Here is a 25,123-nt window from a genome sequence, read left to right as displayed (position 1 = left end):
AATTTTTTATTTAAATAATTTTACTCAAGAATACTATGATAACTCAATGATGATGTTTTGCATATTTTATGTGTTGACAATTAACTCAATGATATTACATGTATAATTTTATACATTATACCCTATATTTGACCTAGTTTTTCATGGTTTTTTTAGGAATTTTTTTAATTTTTATTACTTTTGAAAAAGCTTGGAAAAATCTTCTTTTCATTTTATTCATAATGTTAATATCAAAAGTTTTTTTCATAATTTTTTTACATCATCAATATTCAAATCCTGCAATATCAAATTTTACACTTGAAATATAACTGTCGGCCTTTTTGTGCTGATTTTTTCTGATGTAACTCATTTTTTTCTCATTTTTTTTTCATGTTATTATCATTTTAACTCTTCATCGTCAAATCATTTTTTTCCAGTCATTGAAGATCTTAAATTTTTTTCTTAATTAATTTCTTTATTTTTTCAAAATATCCTCTCAAATTTCATTATTATTTTTATAGTCTATTTATTTTCCTTTTTATGTTTGATACTATTTGTTAATATCATAAATATGATTTGTATATGCATTTAAGTCAAGTTTATATGCAATGAGTTATCATATATATTATTAAGATTTTATTTTTTCTTGTGATGATTATTATGTTGGAAAAAGAAGTCAAACAATATAAAAGGGGAAATAGTTTCACTTACCGTATAGATTTATCCAAAAAGGATATGTTTGAAGGTGGAGAGAAGGTAATGATTCTCCGCTTAAGTGAATATGAATCTTTTCTCGATGAAATAGATGGTTTGAAAAAAACTATTGAAGATAACAATAATCTTATTTCTGAACTTAAGGAAAGTCGTAGTGAGGTAACTTCAAATATCAATGATGTTAAGGAGGAAAGCAATAAGGAAATTGCTGCTAAAAATAAGGAAATCATTGATTTGATTGAAGAAAATAAAATCTCCATTCAAAAATGTTATGATATTATAGATGAGAAGGATAAGCTTCTTACTCAAGCTAATGAGGAAATTAGGCTTGAAAGAGAAAAAACCGATAAGGCCAAGGATAAAGCTCAGGAAGATATTTTCAAGGAAAGATCCAGAAATGACAATATTGTCATGGAAAAGGATAAACAATTAAGTACCCTTAATCAGCAGCTTCAGGATGCTTTAAAAGATATTGCATATAAGGATAAGGTCATTACTGCTGACAGGCTTTTAATTGAAAGGTATAAAAATAGAGGTTTTGTGGATCGTTTACTAAATAGAATCCCTGATGACAGTGATTTAAAAATAGAAGACGTTAAGGAAACCTATGTTTTAGAAGCAGAGAAAAATGAATAATTTTTCTTTTTTTATTTTTTAATTTTTTGTACTTTAACTAACTTTTTCTTTTCTTTCTTTTTTTATTATTTTTTAAATTTTTTGTACTTTAACTAACTTTTTCTTTTCTTTCTTTTTTTATTATTTTTTTTAAGTAATTTTTCTTGGATAAGTTTTCTTAATTTTTATTTTTAAAATTTTAGTTCAATATTGGAATTACTGAAATTTTTCTTAAAATTATATTTAAAAATATGTTATTATCATGATAACACAAATTCACTCTTTTTATATGCAAATCATATGAATTTTAATGACATCTTTTTTTAAATTTCTTTTTTCTAAATTTGTAACTCTTAGACATGGATTTCAACTGTAAAATGAGTGGTCGTGATAATATCATTTTTGAAAATCTTGGAATTTTAAGGATTTTGGACATAGATTTCAAGTGTAAAAATTTTCATTTTTCAAATCAGGTTTTTCAAATTGATAATAACACTGTATAATCATGTTAATTTATTTTCATTATCATTTCGGATCTTTTGTAATAACATCTATTTTTTCTGATTTTTTTTAATTTTTTGTCATTTTTATGATAATGTCATGAATTATTAATAAAAAAAGTATTACTTTTTTGATTTTTTTATCATTTTCATGATAAATCGTGATAAATAATTTTTTAATTTTTTTCCTTGTATACTTTAATATTTTTTCAGAATTTTCTTCTCATTCAGGACAGATCTTTTATAATTTTTATTTTTTCTCTTTTTCTATTAGATATAAATTTTTCCTTTGTCTGTATTTTTTCTTATTTCTTGTAGAATTTATTAGTTGATAATATTTATATACCTAATTAATTCTTAATTATAATGTTGTTAACTTAATTTAATAATTAGTTAATTAATATATTTGTACAGTTTTTAAAAGTTTGTATTTAAATAAAAGCTTATTTTTCTACAATCTATTTTACTGTATAAAATTTTTAGCATTTTTTTTAAATTAAAATGCATTTTTTAAGTTTAATTATTATTTTGTTTACAAACAAAATTTTTTTTTAAACAAAAAATTTTTGACTTAATTTTACTCTTACATTTTTTTACTTTCTAAGAAGGTAAAAAAATTCATGATTTAGGTAGTTGAAATTTTTTTAAGTTTAGATCTGGGATTCTAGACTTAGGTATTAAAGTTCCTTAAAATTTTAAGGGATTAAAAATTTTAGGGATTTTAATTTAAGTAATGTATGTTGAACTTTTTGCCAAAAATGGCATTTTATTAAGTAAATAAATAAATAAATTTGAAAAATTTTAATCATTTATTATTTTGAAAATTATTTTCTGATTTGATTTTTTCATTTCATGAATTTTTAACAAGTTTTTTTTCTGATCTGATTTTTCATTTCATGAATTTTACAGTAAATTTTCTTATGTTAAATTTTTTAATTTGGAATTTTTTCCAATTATTGCAGTGAAGTGAAAGAGAAAATTTAGTTGGGAGTCTAAATTTATTTTTAAAAATTGGGAGATTTTTAAAAAAATTTATAATTGGAAAAAATTTTTTTGCAAAAAACTTAAAAAAAATTTAATAATTTGAAATATTTTTCATTTTTTATTTTAGGGATTTTAAATTTTGGAGATTTTAAAAATTATTTTAAAAATAGTTTAACTTAAATGATGGTTCTATGATTAATTGAGATTGCAATTCACATTCTCTTTTTAAATATTTGCGGATGCTATGATGTGGGATTAAAAGTCATTCCAAATAGTTTAATTATTTTGAATAATTGGAGATAAGATTATTAAGATTTTTATAAAAAGTGCTTTTATAAATGGTCTTTTTTAAATTTCTAAAAAAGTAGAAATTTATTTTTTAATTTTTAATTTTCAATAAAATTCATTTTCATTCAAAGCTTTTATTAAAACTTTCACTGAATGAGTTATCCTTTTTTTTAAAATTATTTCACTTTTTTATCTTCTATTTTTAAGATTTTCAATGGTTTAGTTTAATTTTTAGATAAATGTTGTTTTTTTAGTTTAAGTGTTTAATTTTTAGATAAATGTTGTTTTTTTAGTTTAAGTGTTTAATTTTTAGATTTATGTTGTTTTTTTAGTTTAAGTATTCACTTTTTAGAAAAACATTTGATTTTTAATTCAATATTTAGATAAAACTTTGTTTAAACCAATTACACTAAGATGAAAATATTCTTTTTAAATGATTAAAAAATTTATTGCTTAATTAATTTTTAAATATTTTTTTAAAAAATATTCGGTGATATGATGAGAGAAAAAAGGTTTTTTCTTTGTCTTTCTCTTTTAATACTTATGATTCTATCAGTTTCTGCAATTTCAGCAGCTGATACTAATTTAACAGAGGAAGGCACAAATGATATTGTATCTGCAGATAGGGTCATTCAGGATACTGATGCGGCCTATGGTTCAGATGCAATTGAGGAAAATTATAATATTAAGGATACAAATTTGTCCGTGAGTCCTTTAAGTGATGAAAATAATATTAAGGATACAAATTTGTCCGAGAGTCCTTTAAGTGATGAAGACAGTAAAACAACTCCAAAGTCTTCAAATCAACTTAAAGATGATACAGATCATGTCATTTATGTAAGTCCTTATGGTCCAGACGATGCTGATGGAAGCATGCTGAAATCATATAATACAATCAAAAAGGCTTTGGATGCCATGACTGAAGATGGTCATTATACAATAGTATTGAGAGCTGGTAACTATACCGGTTACAACAATACAGCATTGAAAATCAATCGTGATAATCTAACTATTAAAGCATACAATCATGCTAGGGTAATTGTTGACTTTAACATTGCTAGCTACAACAGCTATGTAGGGTGGAACATTACAGGTTCTAATATTGAAATTCAAGGAATTGCATTTAACAGAACCGCTTCCTATGCAAGGTTTATGCTTATTAACAAAACTGAGAACATCAGCATTTCCGACTGTAGCTTTAGAAATTGTACTGGTGGTTTAGATCCTTTAATTAACATTATGGATTCAAATAATGTGGTATTTGAAAACAACACCTTTGCAAGTGTCAATTCCGGTACAAGCAGTTTCATCATAGGTGCTGTCGGTTCTAATATAGAAATTAGTGGAAATGAGTTTAGCAATTCTGAAAGCAGTATTTTAAGGATGCTAAATTCCAATGGGAACATTACAGACAATGAATTTAAAAACTTTACTGGATATTATGGCATTTACTCTTTAAGCAGTAATTCCACTATAGAAAACAATGTTTTTGAAAATAGGAATGGAACTTCTTCAGATATGTATTCATCTATTTATTTACAGTCCAGTGAATCCAATATTAGCGGAAATACATTTAAAAACATTAATTTAACTTATTCCGGTAATGAACATTCCCCTATCTATGTATACAGTAACAGTGTTGCAAACATCTCTGACAATGATTTTATAAACACCTACGCTTACTATGGAGGGGCTATTGAAAACCCTAGCGCCAATACAATTGTGGAAAATAACAGATTCACCAATACAAGTGCTTATTATGGTGGAGCAATCTATAACACCGGCACTAATTTAACTTTAAAAAACAATACAGTAAAGGATTCAAAGGCGAGCTATGGAAATTATGTAAATAACAATGGGGGAAGCATTAACACCCTCAATATAACATTCTTAAACAATGAAACCATAACAACTGACTCTTTTTCAGTCGCTATTCCTGTACTTGTAACAGATGATGTAGGCAATCAAATTTATGGAAAGACAGTAAATGTAAAATTAAATGAAAGCAATGCAGGTTCCATAACACTTGTTGATGGAGACCTCTCTTTAACAGTTTCAAATCCTGGTGCTGGAACCTATCTGGTAAATGGTAATTATTCCGGTGCCTTAAATGCTAATGTAAAAACCGGAGTCATAGAATTCCTGGATCCTTATGCTGGTCCATTTTATGTTGCTACCAATGGTAGTGATAATAATAAGGGAGATGAGGATCATCCATTTGCAAGCATTAGCCAAGCTATTAAGGCGGCTTCCATGACAAACAATACACATGCTGTTTTCATTAAGGAAGGAACCTATTATGAAAATAACTTAACTGTCTCCTCTGCTTTGAACATTACAGGTTTAGGTGATGTATGTATTGATGCATACAATGCTGGAAGGGCACTTTATGTGACTGGAGACAATGTCAACATTTCCAACATCAATGTAAGGAATACAAATTATACCTATTCAGGTACTGCCTATGGTGGTGCTGTCTACTGGGGTGGTGCAAAGGGTACATTAAACAATGCAAGCTTTGAAAATAACTTGGCTTATTCAAGTTCTTCCTCTGCTTATGGTGGTGCTGTCTACTGGACTGGTGCAAATGGTACAATCAATAACACTAAATTTAAAAACAACACTGCTATATCCTATCAGGACTATTCTTATGGTGGTGCTGTATATTGGGGCGGTCTTAACGGTACTGTAGACAATTCAAGTTTTGAGGATAATGAGGCCATAACTTATTCATCTTCATTTAATAGGTATGGTGGTGCTGTTTATTGGAATGGTGCAAATGGTAAATTGACAAACTCTGAATTTGACAACAATACTGCTTACTATGGTGGTACCATAAGCAATTATGCTGTTAATTTAACCTTATCAAACAACAGCATTAATAATTCTAATGGTAATTCTGGTAAATATATCTATTCTGCTTTTTCTTATTCTTCAATTAATGGAGCGGTTGTGACTATTTTAAACAATTCAACTGTAGAAACAAGCATGCCTTATGTAAGTGCTTTAATCACTGTTACTGATGATATGGGCAATCCTATTTATGGAGGTTCTGTTAATGTTACAGTAAATGGAACAAATGTAATTAGCTCTGCCGACATTTATGAAAATCTTACAGTCAATATTGCTTCACCTGGTGTAGGGGAGTACTTGTTTGTTCCTAAATATTATCACAACTATGTAAGTCCTGCTTCAAATGACAATTACACTGCAAGGACCTCTGTAATCAAATGGATATCCGAGCCATATTATGGCCCATTTTATGTTGCCGCCAATGGCAGTGATTCAAATAACGGGGATGAGGATCATCCATTTGCAAGTATTGAGGCTGCACTTAAGGCAGTAAATTTAACAAATGCTGTTCCTGCAATCTTTATCAAGGAAGGAAACTATAAGGAAAGTAACTTAAACATCACCAAGGCTGTAAACATTACAGGTATTGGTGAGGTCATAATTGATGCTCAAGGAAATAATGGAATTTTTAACATTTCAGCAAATTATGTAAACATAACAAATCTGGAATTTGCAAACGGTAATAGTTCCACTGATGGTGGAGCCATTTACTGGTCTGGAAGCTATGGTAAACTGGAAAACTCCACATTCGTAAACAACACAGCTGCTGATAGGGGTGGATCCATTTACAACAGCGGTAATTACTTAAAGCTTAGCGGAAACAATATAAGCGATTCCAATGCAAGCTTAGGCAGAAATATTTATAACATTGGTTCAATTAACGGAACCACCTTAAGATTAATGCATAATGATACCGTTGTTCTTGAGGAAGGTATTACCGCTTATGATCTCAGCGTTGAATTGCTTGATGACATGAATAACAGCATTGCAGGCGGTTTTGTCAATGTGACATTAAACCATTATAATGCTACACTGATGCAAAATCTTACAGACGACCTTCTAATTAAGGTATTCTCTCCAGCTTATGGGGAATACTTTGTAAACGGTAGTTACAGATCACTTACAATCAACATTAATCCTGATCGCAACAATTATACTGTTGAGACCGGCTCACTCACTTTCTTGAGCGAACCTTATTTCGGTCCTTTCTATGTTGCTACCAATGGCAGTGACTACTATGACGGTTCCAAGGAACACCCATTTGCAAGCATTGAACAGGCTATTGAGGCCGCTTCCCAAAATGATGTTGTTCCTGCAATCTACATTAATGAGGGAACTTATAATGAAAGCAATCTGAATGTCACAAAAGCCATGAACATTACAGGCTTAGGTGATGTGATAATTGATGCTAAGGGTTCATCCTATGTCCTTGATGTAAGGGCGGATAATGTAAACATTTCCAATATTGGACTTGCAAACGCTAATAAAAATGGCACTGGTGCAGCAATGACCTGGACTGGTACTAACGGTACTTTAACTAATGCCAGCTTTATAAACAACTCTGCTAATGATGCTGGTGCTCTTTACTGGACAGGCAGCAACGGTACTTTAGCAAATTCAACATTCATCAACAACACTGCATCAAACAGAGGTGGAGCATTGATTTATGTAGGAAATCTTAATCATACAAACAACACCTTCATAAACAACTCTGCTGTAAATGAGGGTGGTGCAATATTCACCAATAAAACCGGTTTTGTTGAAATGGCAAATTCAACTTTCATAAACAACTCAGCCAGACTTGGTGGTGCAATATTTGTTGATTATAATGATAAGTTTGCTCCTGAATTGTATAATAACACTGAATTTAACATATATGACAGTCAATTTATTAACAACTCTGCTCAAGATGGTGGTGCTGTAGTCTTATACGCTTCAAACAGTACAATAGCAAACAGCACATTCATTGCAAACAATGCGACACGTTATGGAGACGGTGCAATAAGTTCCGGTGGGGAAAACAACACAATCATTAACAACACATTCATTAACAATACAGCATTCCTTTACGCTGGTGCAATCGGTTCAAACAGCTCTCAAATAATTAACAATACATTCATAAACAATTCAGCTTACCAAGCTGGAGCTATTTTAACCATTAATGACACCATTATCAATAACACATTTGAAGGAAACAATGCAAGCATAGGCAAATCAATCGTTTACCTCCAAAATTACAACTTAACTAACATTACATGTAATTGCAGTCTTGATGCTTATGAATGCTGTGATGAAAACTGCAGCTGCAGTTTGGAAGAGTTTAACGGTAGCTGTAACTGTACCAATCATACTGTGGTTGAACGCTATTCAGTTTTAATCAACAACACCTTGGATGATGGCGAGGTATTCATTTACCATGGCAGTCCAATAATGAATGTAAGCCTTAACTATAACGGACACTATATCCTATCCCTTGCAGGCGCTGATGAATTAGGTGCTGACGGTTACTGTATTGAATTCAACAATTCAATGCCTTGGGAAATGAACGGTACAACAGGAATTGCAATCGACAGTACCAGTTTCATTAGAAACAGCTTGGACGGCTCCTATGTTGGAGACTATGTAAAGGTTGCAATTCTCCTCAAGGAATCCTTCCAACGTTGGAACATTAAGGAATTGATTTTTACATTCACTGATGAAGATTACTTAAACAGTCAAGACCCTGATATTCAATACATTATTGATATTGTAAATGATCCTAACACAATTTTGCGTAATGGGGACAATTGGATTAATGGTGAATGGTATTGCGGTGATATCTATACAGTTATCCACCCTACTACAAGACAAAACTTGATTATCATTAACGGCTGTGGAGAAATAGACCTTCCTCACTTAACTCCAGAGAAAGAAGCTAATGTAACCACCGTTCAGGATGGAGATTATGTAAACTATACCATTTCCGTAACAAACGATGAAGAGATTTATTTACACAATGTAACTGTAAAGGACATTCCTGATTCATTACTTACATTCATCGGATGGAACAACACCATTAAAGCTGATGGCAGTCCTGAAGACTGGATCAAGGATGAAGACGGATTGATATGGTACTTGAACAGAACATTATTGCCTGGTGAAACCGTAACATTCTATGCTATATTCAGAGCAAGCGTTCCGCCCCTTTACAGTCAAGACAATTCAACTCTTCCTATTCACAATAAAATTAATGTGACTTCATATGAGACAAACTGGGATGCTGATGAAGAGATTATCCACGGAGTAAGTCCTTATTTAGTAATTAGAAAAGACACTTTGGACACTAATGTCAGTGTCGGAGACCCTGTAAGGTTCCTTATTACAATTACCAATATTGGTGAAGCTGCTGCATATAATGCCCGTGTTAATGATGTAAGTTGGAGTTCATATGGATTGGATTATATGTCATGGACAAATGGTTTTGACAATCATACATGGTCTTATGGCCCTTCATCATACAACTGGTACTTGAATGAACCTTTATTGCCTCATGAGTCTGCAAGTTTCATAGTAATCTTTAATGCTACTCATTCCGGTAACATGTTCGCCAATACCGCTTTAGTATACAACCCTAATGGTCCAACCAATAACGCTACAAACTGGACTAATGTATCTTATGTTTATTTGAATGCTGCCAAGAATGTTATAAGAATTGAAGGAGAGCTTATTACATTTGCTCTAACAGTTAGCAATGTAGGTTCCAGCACTGCATACGGTGCCTATATTTCTGAAAGTAATTCATATGTTATGCCTTTAGTCAATTGGACCGATGCCCGTGGAATAGATTATAATAGTCATTGGTATTATAACGGACCTAATGCAGGTTCAAACTTTAGCAGTGCAACCTGGACCTTACAAGATCCTTTAGGTCCTGGCGGTTCAGCTACCATATTGCTTACCTTAAACACTACATTCGCTTCAAGTTATTCAAATAGTATTAAGGTAGGGGATCGTGATGGTCAGAAGAATGGTACTGGTGCTGGAGGTCCCTTAAATAGATATTTAGGTGCTTATAAGACTGTACTTTCTGTTAAAGATGACATTATTCAGTTCATGATAACCGTTACTAATCAAGGTAATATTACTGCTCATAATGTAACTTTATACGACCGTCTCTATAATTATGGGGAAAATCATACCATTACCTTCATTAATTGGACTGACAGTCGTGGTCCTTCCCATAATTCTGACTGGATTAGCAATTTCGGTTCCAATAAAACTTATTTCTTTTATAATTTTACCTTACAGCAAGCTTTAGGTCCTGGCGGTTCTGCAAGTATTGTTCTTACATTTAACACTACTAATGCATCAGGATATTCAAATTCATTATATGTTAATGAAACCAATGGTTATGGTAATGGTACTGGTCTTGGTAGTGGACTTACCAGATATTTAGGTGCTTATAAGACTGTACTTTCTGTTAAAGATGACATTATTCAGTTCATGATAACCGTTACTAATCAAGGTAATATTACTGCTCATAATGTAACTTTATACGACCGTCTCTATAATTATGGGGAAAATCATACCATTACCTTCATTAATTGGACTGACAGTCGTGGTCCTTCCCATAATTCTGACTGGATTAGCAATTTCGGTTCCAATAAAACTTATTTCTTTTATAATTTTACCTTACAGCAAGCTTTAGGTCCTGGCGGTTCTGCAAGTATTGTTCTTACATTTAACACTTCTAATGCATCAGGATATTCAAATTCATTATCTGTTAATGAAACCAATGGTTTTGGTAATGGTACTGGTCTTGGTGGTGGACTTAACAGATATGTAGGTGCTTACAAGACTGTATTAGAACAATCTGGCGATACTATCAGTTTCTTGCTGACTGTTACTAATCAAGGTAATATTACTGCTAATGGATTCAACCTTACAGATAGTTTATTTAGAGGAATAACAAATGGAAATTTATGTAATTTAAAATATATTAATTGGACAGATTATCGGGGATCTCAATTTAAGTCTGATTGGATTTTTAAGGGATTTACCAATTCTGGAAATTATACCTATTATAATTGGACTTACACTAAACAATTAAGGCCTGGAGCATCTGCAAGTATTGTAATTACATTTAACACTTCCAATGCTACCGGTTATAGTAACGGCATGTCCGTATCTACTATATATGGAGGAAACGGTACTGGCATTACCGGTAACATCACCAGATATATTGGAGCTTACAAAACTGTGGTTGACATTAGGGCAGATATTATAACATTTGCTTTAACTGTAACAAACAATGGAAACACTAGCTTGGATAATGTATACATTTATGATAATCCATCCAGCCCATATATGAATTTAGTCAACTGGTCAGATGCTCGTGGCTTAAGCTATAATTCAGATTGGACTTATTACGGACCTTATGCAGGCAATACATTCTCTTCAGGAACTTGGAGATTGAATTATCCATTGGCGCCTGGCGCTGCCCGTACAATATTCCTTACCTTAAACACATCTACTGCTGGTGGTTACAGTAATGGTATTTCAGTCAGTGCATATGGTGCTGGAAACGGTACAGGTTTAGGCGATTCATTACCTAGATATCTCGGTGCTTATAAAACTGTTTTGGATATTTCTGAAGATACAATTACCTTTATGCTTACCGTCACTAACCAAGGTAATATTTCAGCTCATGGAACTTACATTACTGATACTTTATCAGGTTCTAATATGGCTTTAGTCAATTGGACTGACAGCCGCGGTCCTGATATGAACAGTCACTGGTATTACAGTGGCCCATCCATTGGAAGCTCATTCGGTAATGCTCGCTGGACTTTACAAGATCCTTTAGGTCCTGGCGGTTCTGCAAGTATTATTCTTGTATTGAACACCACCTATGCTGCGGGTTATAGCAATGGTATCAGTGTTGGAGAGCAAAACGGTTATGGTAATGGAACTGGTGTTGGCGGCCCTATTTACAGATATTTAGGTGCATATAAAGTTGCATTGGATAATAACACTCTTCCTGATGAGCTTATGAGATTTAAACTTACTGTAAGCAATTATGGAAATACCACTGCAGATTTAGTATATATATCTGATAACTTTGCAGCTCCACATGCTCTTGTAAGTTGGAATGACAGTCGCGGTTTCCAATTCAATTCCGATTGGACATATGATGAAGACAATTCCAAATGGACATATCAAAAGGTATTGGCGCCAGGTGCTTCTGTAAGCATTGATGTTGCTTACAATGTAACTGCTGCAGGTAACTATTCAAACACATTGATTGTCGGTGACAGGTTTGGTTCAAGAAACGAAACTACTGTATATGTAACTGTAAACGGTATAAAAGTTGAAAAAATCCTTAACAACAATCAAACAGTTATTTTAGGAGACATTGCCGAATATACTGTCCGTGTTACAAATGTCTTAGACAAGGCAATTGGCAATGTGACCGTTACTGATATTGTCCCTGCTGGCCTTGAATATATCGATTATATTAACAAGACCGGTGAGTGGATACTGAATGAAGATGGAAGCTGGACATTAGTAGGGGACTTAGGGCCTAATAACTATTCTGAAATTGTTATAAGATTCAATACAACTGAAAGCGGAAACATTACTAATGTCGTTGTTGTAAGCTCTAATGAAACCGAAAACTATACAGGAAGCAACAGTACTGAAGTGATTAATCCGTTAACAGTTCAAAAAATCACATTAAATGAAACTGTCCTTCTCTCTCAAAAAACAGGATTTGCAATTGTGGTTAAAAATATAGGTAACATTAACTTGACCAATGTATTTGTGCTTGAAGAGTCATTTGAAGGTTTGACTAATCTTACATTCGTTCCATCATCTGACAATTGGTTCTTCAATGGCATTGACAAATGGATTTATGACGGCGTTCTTGAACCTGGCCAAAGCGTTAACTTCACTGTAGTCTTCGACACTACTCAAGAGGGAGTATTCAACAACACTGTAGTTGCCGGTTCCAGTGAAACTTCAAATGTAACTGCAACAAACAGCACTACCGTATTGAAGCCTGATGTGATTATTCAAAAAATCACCTTGAATGAGACTGTAAGAGCAGGTAACTTAACCGAATTCCTCATTTTCGTTTCAAATGAAGGAAACTCCAATCTCACAAACTTCTATGTATTGGATACATACCCAAGTGAATTGGTTTACTACAATTACACTAACAGAACAGGTTCCTGGATTTTAGACGATTCCGAAGGCCTTAAATTCATTTATGATGGCATACTTAAAGTGGGAGACACCGCTTCATTTATAGTTGCATTCAACACTACTGAAGTGGGTAACTTTACTAATAATGTATCTGCTACTGCAGATGAGTTTGGAGACTTTGTAAACTCCTCCAACACTACAGAAGTAATCATAACCGAATTGGAAATCATTAAGATTGCAAACAATGACACTGTATACAAGGGAGAAACAATTTCATTCACAATCAATGTAACAAACACTGGTAGCGTTGACTTGACTCATGTATTCATTGATGACCAGACCCCTGAAGGAGCTGAATATCTTGATTATGAAAACACTACAGGAAACTGGTTCATATGTAAAAACAAATGGATTTACGATGGTGTACTTGCACCTGGCGAAACAGTTCAGCTAACAATATTCTATAATACAACTGAAGGCGGAATTGTAAACAACACAGCTATTGCAGGTTCAGATCAATCTGAAAACAAGACAGCTAACAACACTACTGAAGTATTGTATAATCCTGCTTTGGCGGTTGAAAAAGTAACATTGAACGAGACAGTTCACAAGGGCGAATTGACTGAGTTCAACATTACCCTTTACAACACAGGAGACGCTACCTTATCTGAAGTTTACATCAGAGAGCAAGTTCCAGATGGTCTTGTTTATGTTGGATTTGTTGACCAGTCCAATATGTGGTATGAGAATGAAGGCGTTTACATCTACAACGGCACTTTGGCTGTTGGCGAATCTACAGTATTCACTGTAATCTTCAACACCACTAGGGTAGGAAACTTCACTAATGTGGTTGTTGCTAACAGTAAGGAAACCGATGAGGATGTTCAAGCTGAAAACGATACTGAAGTAGTCTTCAATCCTGCTCTTGAAGTCATTAAGATCGCTTTGAATGAAACCGTTCATAAAGGTCAATTGACAGGATTCACTATTGTCGTAAGCAATATTGGTGAAGAGGATTTAACTGATGTTTATGTTGTAGATACTTATCCTTCTGAGCTTGTATATGATTCCTTTGAGGATGAAAATGGCATTTGGTATTATAATGATGGTAAATGGATTTACAATGGCACTTTGGCTGTTGGAGATTCCTCTAAGTTTACAGTTTGGTTCAATACTACCGAAACAGGCTCATTCATTAATGAGGTAAGCGCTTACAGCAATGAAACTGAAGAGGCAAGTGCTCAAAACACTACAACTGTAATCTTCAATCCTGCTCTTGAAGTCATTAAGGTCACTTTGAATGAAACCGTTCACAAGGGCGAATTGACTGAATTCAACATAACTGTAATCAATATCGGTGAGGAAGACTTGACTGAAGTTTCAGTTAGGGAAATCATTCCTGATGGTCTTGTTTATGTTGGATTTGTTGATCAGTCCAATATGTGGTATGAGAATGAAGGCGTTTACATCTACAACGGCACTTTGGCTGTTGGCGAATCTACAGTATTCACTGTAATCTTCAACACCACTAGGGTAGGAAACTTCACTAATGTGGTTGTTGCTAACAGTAAGGAAACTGATGAGGATGTTCAAGCTGAAAACATTACTGAAGTAATCTTTAACCCTGGAATGAGCATTGAAAAGATTGCTAACAATGAATCAGTCTATGTGGGTGAAATTGTATCCTACACAATCATTGTTACAAACACAGGTGAAGAGGACTTGACCCATGTATTCATTGATGATTTGACTCCTGAAGGACTTGAATACCTAAGCTATGAAAACACAAGCGGCAACTGGTTTATCTGCAAGGAAAAATGGGTATTTGATGGTGTACTTGCACCTGGCGAAAGTGCTGAACTTACTATATTCTTCAACACCACCCAGCCAGGTCAAATCAACAATACCGTTATCGGCGGTTCTGATGATACTCCTAATTCAACTGCAGACAACAACACTACCGTTGTTTACAAACCTGAATTGTCTGTTGAAAAATTAACTGAAAACACAGTCGTTTACAATGGAGAAACCGTTGAGTTCACTATTGTCGTAAGCAATATCGGTGACTGTGAAATCGATTCTCCATTTGTTGTTGAAAATATCCCTGAAGGATTAGTATTCCTCAGCTATGTTGATGAGGACAATAAATGGACCTTCGATGAGGAAACTTTCACATGGACTTACAATGGAATTCTGGAAGCTGGTGAAAGCGCCAGATTCACAATTATCTTTAACACTACCGAATCCGGTGAATTTACCAATATTGTAGTTGCAGGTTCAAACATTACTGAAAATGTCACTGCAAACAACACTACAAATGTATTCACTCCATCAATTGAGATTGAAAAGCTTGCAAATGATGAATTCGTTTACAATGGAAACACTACTTCCTATGTAATTAAAGTTGTAAACACTGGTGACTGTGATGTAAACGGTGTAAAAGTCACTGAAAACATTCCTGAAGGTATTATATACCTTGGATATGAAAACAAAACAGGTTCATGGACATTTGATGAAACTAGTTACACTTGGACTTTAGATGCTCCTCTTGGAATTGGAGAAAGTGCAGAAATTCTAGTTATCTTCAACACTACTCAATCAGGTCTAATCAACAATACAATTGTGGCAGAAAGCAATGAAACAGTTAATGTGACTGTTTACAATGACACCACCATTGTCTACACTCCTGATGTGAGTGTTGTAAAAGTGGCATTGAATGAAACCGTAAACAAAGGTCAATTAGCACAATTCATGATTATTGTCACTAATACTGGTGACTGTGACTTGACCAAGGTCTTTGTTGAAGACAGTTGGCCTGAAGGATTAATTGCTGTTGGATTCATTGATGAAACTGATAAATGGTTTAACAATGGCGCTCATTGGATTTACGATGGCGTATTGAAAGCTGGAGAATCCGCTAACTTTACTGTAGTCTTCTACACCAATGTCAGTGGTGAATTCACAAATATAGCTATTGCAGGATCAAACATTACAGGCAATGTAAGCGATAATGACACTGTCAAGGTATTAAACCCAAGCGTTGAAATCAACAAGACAGCAAACGATGACATTGTATATGTAGGAAACACTACTTCATACACAATTACAATTACCAATACAGGAGACACTAACCTTACTGACATTATCATAAACGAATTTGCTCCAGATGACTTAATCTACATTGATTACATCAATAAAACAGGTAAATGGATTTATGATGGCACACTTCAACCTGGTGAAACTGCACAGTTTATTGTAATCTATAACACTACCGCTTCCGGCAGAATTAACAATAAGATCTTGGTTGAATCCGGTGAAACTCCTAACAGTACAACTTACAACAACACTACCGTTGTATACAGCCCTTCATTGAATGTTGAAAAAATCACATTGAATGAAACAGTATTTAATGGAAACACTTCAGAATTTACCATTGTTGTAAGCAATACCGGTGATTGTGACTTAACCGAAGTATTTGTTCAAGAGGAAATTCCTGATGGATTGATTTATCTGGACTTTGTTGATGAAAGTGGAAAATGGTCCTATGATGCTGACTCCAATAGGTTTACTTATGATGGAAGTTTGGCTGTAAATGAAAGTTCCGAATTTGTAGTAGTATTTAACACCACCAAATCAGGTGAATTTGTAAATACAGTAACTGCAGGTTCCAATATTACTGGAAACAAAACAGCAAACAATAAGACAAATGTCTTCACTCCATCATTGACTGTTGAGAAGATTGCATTGAACAAGACTGTTTACGCAGGTGAAAAGACCGAATTTACAATCATTGTTAAAAACAATGGAGATTGTGAATTAACAAATATTGTTGTAGATGAGGTCATTCCTGAAGGATTAAGCTATTACAGCTTTGTTGACGAAACAGGCAAATGGGCTAATGAAGGAACTACATGGACATATCCAAGTCTTGCAGCAGGTGAATCCGCTAGCTTTACAGTAATCTTTGACACTGAAGAGGCAGGTAATTTCACCAACACTGTAACTGCTAAATCAGATCAGACTGGAGAGGCTAACGCTACAAATATGACTGAAGTCATTGACAAATCTGTGCCTGAAAATAACACAGATGAAAATGATATAGATGACACAGATGACACTCCAGTTTCAGAGGATTCCAATAATCATGCAAAAGTTTCTGAAAAGCTTACAGGTTTAGCAAGCATTAAGGCAGGAAACCCAATAATGGTTTTATTATTAGTTCTTGCAATCTTAGGAATTTGTCCGATTTACAGAAAAAGAGAATAAGCTTAAAATAGGAGAGAATTAATTTTCTCTTCTAATTTTTTATTTTTTTAAAATAAGAATTTTGTTAAAATATTAATAAAAAAATTAGTTTAAATTCTAAAAAAAGTTTTAAGGTTTTATAAGAATTTTTGACTCTTTCAAAAGTTTTTGTTAATTTAATGGATTTGTTATTTTGTTTTTGTTTTCAAATGTTTTTGTTATTTTAATAAATTCCTTATTTGTTTTATTTTCAAAAGTTTTTGAAAGGGCCAGAGGCTCTTTAAAATAAATTAGTAAAATTTAATTTAGTCATGATTATTTAAAAATTTAAAATTTTTTTAAATGAAATTTTATAATTTATTATTTCATCTAAATTAAGATTCTATTATGGGATTTTAATATAAAATAATTATAGAATATTAGCTTTAAAGATAATTTATTTACATAAATTATTTGGGGATTTAAAATTAATTGTATTTTCGATTCATTTGATTTAGAATAATATTTTAATTTTCAAACACTTAGATTGAGGTTTCTTTCAATCAATTAGTTTGAAATAATCTATTAATTTTTAAATCACTTAGTTTTGAGGTATTTTTAAATCATTGGGATTATATAATTAATAATTTATTTAAAATTGTTTTTAAAACAATATAATTATTTTTCATAAGGCCCATTCAGTGGGTTTAAGCCTATTTTAGGCTGTTGCCTAAGGTAGGCTTTTTTTAAAAAATATTACTTAACTATGTTATACAATCTCTGTATACTTTTTTTAACTTTAATATAGTTCTTAATATTTTCCAAACCATACTTAATTTAATAGAATAATTATTATAATAGTTAAAACAAAATTTATTTTATATTTTAAGTAGGGATTTTATGAATTTAAACTCAAATAAAACTTTAGACATTTTTCATCCATTTATTTTAGCAATAATGGTATTTTTATTTGTTGTCATAGCTATTCCAATGTGGTATTTTTCAAATAGATTACCTGCTCCTAAAATGTCTTTATATCTTTATATTGGATTAGGGATTTTGTTTTTTGCATTTGGAATATTCTTGAGTAATTTTATTGTAAACAGGAAATTAAATCCAAAACCAAATAATGGCTCTTCATTAAATTCTTTTAAAGAAAATAAAAATTCATCAAATACTCATGAAGGTACTATAAATTCATCAAATAATCTTAAAGATAATGAAAATTTACTAAATTCTTTTAAAGACAAAATAAAATTAAATTCAGAAATTCCTGAAAAATTGAATCTTTTTGGATCATACTCCAGAAATGAATTAACACTTATGGGATTTGTTCTATTGGGGATTTTATTCCAGGTGGTCAACATTTCCCTTCTGGGAGGAATACCATTATTCGATGCAAACCTTAAGGCAAGGGCTGCTACAAAGTTATGGCTTTTGTCCTACATAATTTTCCTTCCATCTATTAACATACTCCTTGCACGATTCAATAGAGATTCCCATTATCTTTTAGTATTTTTAGGCTTGCTTTTATTTGCTTTAACAGGTTATAGAACTACACCTATAACAATCCTCTTATCTATATTCATAACTTTATTTTATACAAGAAATATAAAATTAAGGCATCAGATATTTTTGGCTCTTGCAATTATTGCAATTCTAATAGGTGTAGGATTCATAGCTGTAAAGGCTATTAGCTGGCAAAACTGGAGCTTGAATCCACTTGAACTTCTATCATACCGGGCTGCATTTACATTGAATGTCCTGCAGAGAGCCGTCGAGCATCAGTTTGTAACCGGAGGCACACTTTTCTATTCCACATTGACAGGATTTTTTACACATATCGATCCAAGAAATTTGGTTGGAATTGCATTGCTTGGAAGAAACCATTCAATCACTTCAACAATATTCGGTCCTGCATTGATGGATTTTGGAATAGTTGGAATGTCAGTTCAGATGCTTTTGATTGGATTTATATTAAAGACATTGCATTCAATTGCAAAATATAAAAGGGAACTTTATGCAGGAATTTATGGAATTCTTCTTGCACAAAGTATTATTTGGATAGAAACTGGTCCTACTGATGTAGTCGTATGGATTTTTTATATTATTGCTATTTTATTGATAGTTTTTAGTTTTTATAATGGTTTTGAGAATTAGGGTTTTGATTTTTTATATTTTTTAGTTTTTTTAATGGTTTTGAGAATTAATTTTTGATTTTTAGTTTAATTAAATTATTATAATCATTTGGGATTGGATTTAAATGAAATCAATGAATATAGCTATTGCAGGTGAGATTACCCCTTCAAAAACAATTATTCCTCTTATAGAGAGATTAAGGGAATTGGAAAAGGATGGAAATCTTGATTTTAAAATTAACAAGATTTATGGCCTATATCATGGAGAGTCTTCCCGTGAATTCCTGAAGCCCTATTGTAATCAGGTCTTTTCCATTGGGGAAGGTCGTCGTGGAGAGAGGAATTCCGGTCCTAAATTAGCTTATCTGATTTTTAGAGACATATTAAAGGCTTTCAATGCACTTAGGGGAAAAAATATAGATCTTCTAATAACTGCAGGTAATGCTGGAGATGTTAGAAAGGCAATTTTAGCTGCAAATCTATTGTCCATTCCTGTACTTCATATAGAACAGGACATTTACAATCCAATTGAATTCATATCCCATGCAAATATTGTAACAGTTCCATCAGATGATTATAAGGATTTGATTGAGAGAAGCTATGCCTTAAATAATGTAGTTAATATTTCAGGGTATCCTATGGCGGCCTATGTTAAAAAACATATTGATGATGGCAATCTTATTGAAAGGGATGAAATCTATGCTGAATATGGTGTAAAGGATTTTGTATTGGTTGTTTTGGGGGGAGACTTAAAGGACAGTGATGTTGAGCCTTTGATAAGATCCTTGGAAGAGTTGAATCTAAAGACTCTGATTGCTCCCTATAGGTTTGACAGAGACTTTGTAAAGGGTTTTGTCCTATCTCCAAATCTTAAGGTTCTTCCACAGTATGTTGATTTATTGAGTTTCATGAATGCAGCTTCAAGCCTTATTTTTGCTGCAGGGATGGGAATGGTGATTGAGGCTGGAGTGTTTGGGATTCCTTCATTAAAAATCAGCGGATTTCATAAGACTCATGGAAGTGTGGATTTGGCAAATCTTTTAGACATTCCAATCGTTGAAATTGAGGACATTCCAAAGGCATTTGAGCTATTGAATCATGAATCAAATGAAAATGATTTGATTGAAAATGCATATTTGGCCATTGATAATTTGGTTGATATAATTAATGGTTTTGAGAAAGGCAAATTTAAAAAAAGCGGATTTTCGTCTACTAAAAAGATTTGGAACAGCAGAAAAGAATTCAGATAATTTTTAAAACTATTTTTTGATTTTTAATAAAATTTAATTTTTTTAATTTTTACTCTATTTTTGATTTTTTTTTCATTATTTTTAATTTTTATTGTTTTAAAAATTTTTTTAGCTTTTTTCTTTCTTTTTTTAATTTTTATTTTCTTTTTATTTTTATATTAATTTTAATTTTAAATTTTAGTTTCTTTTTTTAATTTTTTCATTCTTTTTATTTTTTTTATTGTAATTTTAAATTTTAGTTTCTTTTTTTTAATTTTTATATTCATTTTAAATTTTTCACAATTTTTTTTAAATCACTAAAAAATTATAATATTGACTTTTTTTAGTAAAATTAAATTAATTTAAAAACTTTAAATCATTTAATAAAAATTTAATTTCATTAAAATTTTAAAATAAAAGTGTAAAATTCAATAAAAGTGAAATAAAAACATTTAAATAGTTTATAGGTCAAATAAAAAAATATTCATCAATTATTATGGTGGCTATATGAGTGAAAAAAACAAGTCTTCGGATGTCTTTTATATGGATAAATCCGTTGATAAGGAATTGAAAGATCTGATGAGATTTGATGTGGATGACGTTTTGGAAGGATTGAAGATTCCACACAAGTTTGAGAAACTGGTCAGCCCTGAAATCCTAGGTTCTGATGGCAAGGCATATTTTATGGATTATGCATTCATTGACACTGATGGGAATTTGGTTGATTTGGAATTTGAAAGTAAGATTCCAAATGCCAAGGATAAGATTCGATATTTGAGATATGCGGCCAATTCAAATCAAGCGGGTAAAAAGAATTTTACATATGTTGTTTGTACAGAAGACACAGATTTAGAGGATTTAAGCTTTAATTGGCACCATAATGATTGGTTTACTATACCAGTACATATGTTAAAGCATAAAAACGGAAATAAAACTTTAAATAGGATTAAAGAAAAAATCAAAAATAAAGAGGGCTTCAATAAGGAAGATATAATAGATTTGAAGACTATTGCCTTTATGGACCTAGAAGATAAAAGTCTGGATGATGTTATATTGGAAGTTTTAACTCTGATGAATGAGATTCAGGATGATTATGGATATGATCTTGTTTTTGGCATTAAGAAGACTAATTATGTTTTTGGAAGGAGATACATAAAGAATGAAGAAAAAAGAAAACAATTGGAGAGGTTATTTGTGCATGGTAATATGATTGATAGGCTTATTCGTCAAAGAGACGAGGATATTCATAATGATGGTAAATTGGAGGGTAAGATGGAAAGGACGGAAGAGTTTGTTATAAAAATGTTGGATATGGGTTTTTCTTTTGAGGTAATATCTGAGATTTCTGGTTTGGATTTTGAGGAGATTGATGTCTTGAAAAAAGATTTATATGAAAATTAAAAATTCTTTTTTAAATTAAGTCATTTTTTTAGAAATTTTAAAATTCCATTCATTTGCAATAAACAATTTCCACTTATTTTTCAATATTTTTATATTTTGTTCATAAAAGCTCTTTTTTATATATAAATGCCTATTTTTCTTTTATTTTTAAAAATAATAAGTTTTAAATAATAATTTCTAGTTATATTAATATATACAGGTAATTATTATGAATAAAAAACTTATAAGATATGTTCTGCTTATTGTTGGAGTAAGCCTAATGTCATTAGGTATCTCTTTTTCAATCAAGTCTGATTTAGGAACTTCTCCAATATCCTGTGTGCCATATGTTCTTTCCCTGGCATTTCCGCTAAGTGTAGGGGAATTCACCATTATTTTTAATGTATTTCTTGTTTTGTTCCAAATGGCTCTTTTAAAGGAAATTAAACTAAAGCAGATTTCCCAAATCTTTGTCTGCATTCTATTTGGATACATGACAGACTTTAATTTATGGATTCTTTCATCCATGGTCCCAAGCAATTATTTGGAGCAATGGTTAATATGCATTTTAGGAGCTTTTGTTTTGGCATTCGGTTTAAATATTGAAGTAAAATCCGATATTACCATGCTTCCTGGTGATGGTTGTGTTCAAGCTATCTCTGAAGTTTTAAATAAGGATTTTGGTAAGGTGAAACCCTTTTTCGATTTATCCATGGTGATTATGGGTATTGTTTTTGCCTATCTCTTCTTGCATAGATTGGCTGGAGTTCGTGAAGGAACAGTCTTTGCAGCTATTGCTGTTGGTTTTATAATTCAATTTTATAATAGGATATTTGGATATAAGATTGACAATTATCTGGAGGAATGATTTTCTATCCTATTTTCTCTATGAAATTATTTCCAAATCTTTCTAATATCTTATAAGTACTTTTAAAATTCTTTTTTCAAAAATTGTTTTAATCTTTTCCAACAAAATAGGATTTTTTTAAAAATTCCCTAAAACAATGGCTTTTTAGCCATTTTTCAAGCTATTTTTTATTACTTTTATTCAACTATTTTATTATTCTTTAAAATTTTTTTCTAATATATAAATCTTTTGATTTAATTTTAAAATTAAACTATTTAATAACTAAAAACTATACATATAATTGTGATATTATGGTTGTTAAAATTGGTATTGTAAAAAGTGGTAATATTGGTACTTCACCAGTATTAGATTTATTATTAGACGAAAGAGCAGACAGACCAAACATCGATGTAAGAGTATTTGGATCTGGAGCTAAAATGAACCCTGAACAAGTTGAAGACGTCGTACCTAAACTCGACCAATTCGAACCTGACTTCTGTATTTTCATTAGCCCAAACCCAGGAGCACCTGGTCCTGCTAAAGCAAGAGAATTATTATCTGAAAAAGATATTCCTGCTATTATCATTGGTGACGCACCTGGTAAAGGTAAAAAAGATGAAATGGATGAACAAGGTTTAGGTTACATTATTGTAATGTCTGACCCTATGATTGGTGCAAAAAGAGAATGGTTAGACCCAACTGAAATGGCTATCTTTAATGCAGACATCTTAAAAGTATTAGCAGAAACTGGTGCTTTAAGATTAGTACAAAACACTCTCGATGGTGTAATTGCTGCTGCAGATGCTGGAGAAGAAATTGAATTACCTAAACTCATTATTACTGCTGAAAAAGCTGTTGAAGCTGCACAATTTGCAAACCCATACGCAAAAGCAAAAGCTATTGCTGCATACGAAATGGCTGGAGCTGTCGCAAACTTAGACATGAAAGGTTGTTTCATGACCAAAGGTTTCGAAAACTTCATCCCATTAGTAGCTGCTGCTCACGAAATGGCTGCATGTGCTGCTAAATTAGCACAAGAAGCAAGAGATATTGAAAAATCCAACGACACTGTATTAAGAACTCCTCACATGAAAGAAGGAAACACTGGTTGTAAAGTAGATTTAATCTGCAAACCAGAAGACCTCTAAGTTTTTAATTAGTGTTTTGATTTAAGTAGCTTTAAGCTACTTATTTTTCTTTATTTCTTTATTATTTGTTTTAATTTATTTCTTTTAAGAAAAGTTTTTTTTAAATATTAGCTCAAATCAAATCAATAAAATCTCAAATCGACAAATCTTAAAACTTTTCTTATTTTTTTATTTTCTTTAAAAAAGTCTTTTTTTATAATTTTCACTCAAGCAATAGTTTTAGGGCTCATTATATATTTCGTATTTTAACAAACTATTTATATTTAATTAAACAAACTATTTTTATAAATTTTTTCATTGTTCAATTTTTTAAATTATTAATGGGGAAGGTGTTTTAATGCCATCAATAGACTATTTTGAATGTGAAGATTGTGGATTTAGATGGAAAGATCAGGGGCCTCTGCTTTTTTGCCTAAATGATGACGATAAGATTGAGGAATATATTCTGCTCAGTACAACCATGGATCTTGATATTGATTCAAAGATTTCAGGAGACCTTGTGGAAAGCTATTGTCCAAGTTGTGATAAAAAAATCAAGCTGGTTCTTATATCCACTATAAGAAAGCCTTTCAATGATGATTCCGCTTTGGATAAAATAAGTGAATTGGTAAATGATAAACAATTTTCAAATGAATATTTAAAGCCTTTTATGAAGGCCGATGATTTAAGGGATGACTTTTACATTGTGGATTTTTCAAGAAATTTCCATTCAAATAAGAGCTACACTTGTCCAAACTGCAATGGGAAATTGAAAAATATGTCTTATCCAAAAATAAGTGTCCGAAATGTAAGGGTGAGATAAAAGTAGTTGATGGAATGTGTTTGGATAAATTTTAAAAATTAATTTTTTATAAATAAGATTCCATTTAGGATTCTTATTTATAATGTTTTTTCAGAAATCGCTTCTATTTCATTTAGGCTCATATTTGTTGCTGTTGCTATTATTTCTAGAGGGATTTCGTATTTAATTAGGTTTTTTACTATTTCTTCTTTTGCTTTTGTGTATGTTTCTTGTTTTGCTTTTGCTATTTCTTCTTTT

8 protein-coding genes are annotated in these 25,123 nt (G+C 31.7%); all 8 read left to right on the top strand.

The features are described 5' to 3' along the window. Nucleotides 1-639: 639 nt before the first annotated feature. The 8 genes from Q0138_RS03355 to Q0138_RS03320 all read left to right on the top strand — a co-directional run bounded on the left by Q0138_RS03355 (nucleotide 640) and on the right by Q0138_RS03320 (nucleotide 24,886). Entirely contained in the window at nucleotides 640-1,329 is a 690-nt protein-coding gene (locus Q0138_RS03355) for a hypothetical protein (protein WP_297980922.1), read from the top strand. A 2,249-nt stretch (nucleotides 1,330-3,578) separates the two neighbouring features. Next, complete coding sequence (locus Q0138_RS03350; RefSeq protein WP_297980921.1) at nucleotides 3,579-17,384, top strand: right-handed parallel beta-helix repeat-containing protein; 13,806 nt, start codon at nucleotides 3,579-3,581, stop codon at nucleotides 17,382-17,384. 858 nt (nucleotides 17,385-18,242) lie between these two features. Further along, complete coding sequence (locus Q0138_RS03345; protein WP_297980917.1) at nucleotides 18,243-19,502, top strand: oligosaccharide repeat unit polymerase family protein; 1,260 nt, start codon at nucleotides 18,243-18,245, stop codon at nucleotides 19,500-19,502. Between the two features lie 103 nt (nucleotides 19,503-19,605). Beyond that, a complete protein-coding gene (locus Q0138_RS03340) occupies nucleotides 19,606-20,730 on the top strand; it encodes a hypothetical protein (protein ID WP_297980914.1) in 1,125 nt (374 codons plus the stop codon). Between the two features lie 486 nt (nucleotides 20,731-21,216). Further along, a complete protein-coding gene (locus Q0138_RS03335) occupies nucleotides 21,217-22,110 on the top strand; it encodes a hypothetical protein (protein ID WP_297980912.1) in 894 nt (297 codons plus the stop codon). Nucleotides 22,111-22,318: 208 nt separating this feature from the next. Next, nucleotides 22,319-22,957, top strand: coding sequence for a DUF6198 family protein (locus Q0138_RS03330; RefSeq protein ID WP_297980909.1), 639 nt, complete (start codon nucleotides 22,319-22,321; stop codon nucleotides 22,955-22,957). Nucleotides 22,958-23,247: 290 nt separating this feature from the next. After that, nucleotides 23,248-24,084 carry a F420-dependent methylenetetrahydromethanopterin dehydrogenase gene (locus Q0138_RS03325; RefSeq protein ID WP_297980906.1) on the top strand — a complete coding sequence of 279 codons (837 nt, stop codon included), beginning with the start codon at nucleotides 23,248-23,250 and terminating at the stop codon, nucleotides 24,082-24,084. Between the two features lie 337 nt (nucleotides 24,085-24,421). Next, entirely contained in the window at nucleotides 24,422-24,886 is a 465-nt protein-coding gene (locus tag Q0138_RS03320) for a hypothetical protein (protein WP_297980903.1), read from the top strand. The last annotated feature ends 237 nt before the right edge of the window (nucleotides 24,887-25,123 follow it).

The sequence above is a fragment of the uncultured Methanobrevibacter sp. genome (assembly GCF_937906425.1).
Lineage (GTDB): Archaea > Methanobacteriota > Methanobacteria > Methanobacteriales > Methanobacteriaceae > Methanobrevibacter.
The sequence above is the reverse complement of the archived record's forward strand: the minus strand, read 5'-3'. Positions and strand labels throughout refer to the sequence as shown.

Coding starts and splice junctions, on each gene's coding strand:
- Q0138_RS03355 (WP_297980922.1), top strand. CDS start 640: ATGTTGGAAAAAGAAGTCAAACAATATAAAAGGGGAAATAGTTTCACT.
- Q0138_RS03350 (WP_297980921.1), top strand. CDS start 3,579: ATGAGAGAAAAAAGGTTTTTTCTTTGTCTTTCTCTTTTAATACTTATG.
- Q0138_RS03345 (WP_297980917.1), top strand. CDS start 18,243: ATGAATTTAAACTCAAATAAAACTTTAGACATTTTTCATCCATTTATT.
- Q0138_RS03340 (WP_297980914.1), top strand. CDS start 19,606: ATGAAATCAATGAATATAGCTATTGCAGGTGAGATTACCCCTTCAAAA.
- Q0138_RS03335 (WP_297980912.1), top strand. CDS start 21,217: ATGAGTGAAAAAAACAAGTCTTCGGATGTCTTTTATATGGATAAATCC.
- Q0138_RS03330 (WP_297980909.1), top strand. CDS start 22,319: ATGAATAAAAAACTTATAAGATATGTTCTGCTTATTGTTGGAGTAAGC.
- Q0138_RS03325 (WP_297980906.1), top strand. CDS start 23,248: ATGGTTGTTAAAATTGGTATTGTAAAAAGTGGTAATATTGGTACTTCA.
- Q0138_RS03320 (WP_297980903.1), top strand. CDS start 24,422: ATGCCATCAATAGACTATTTTGAATGTGAAGATTGTGGATTTAGATGG.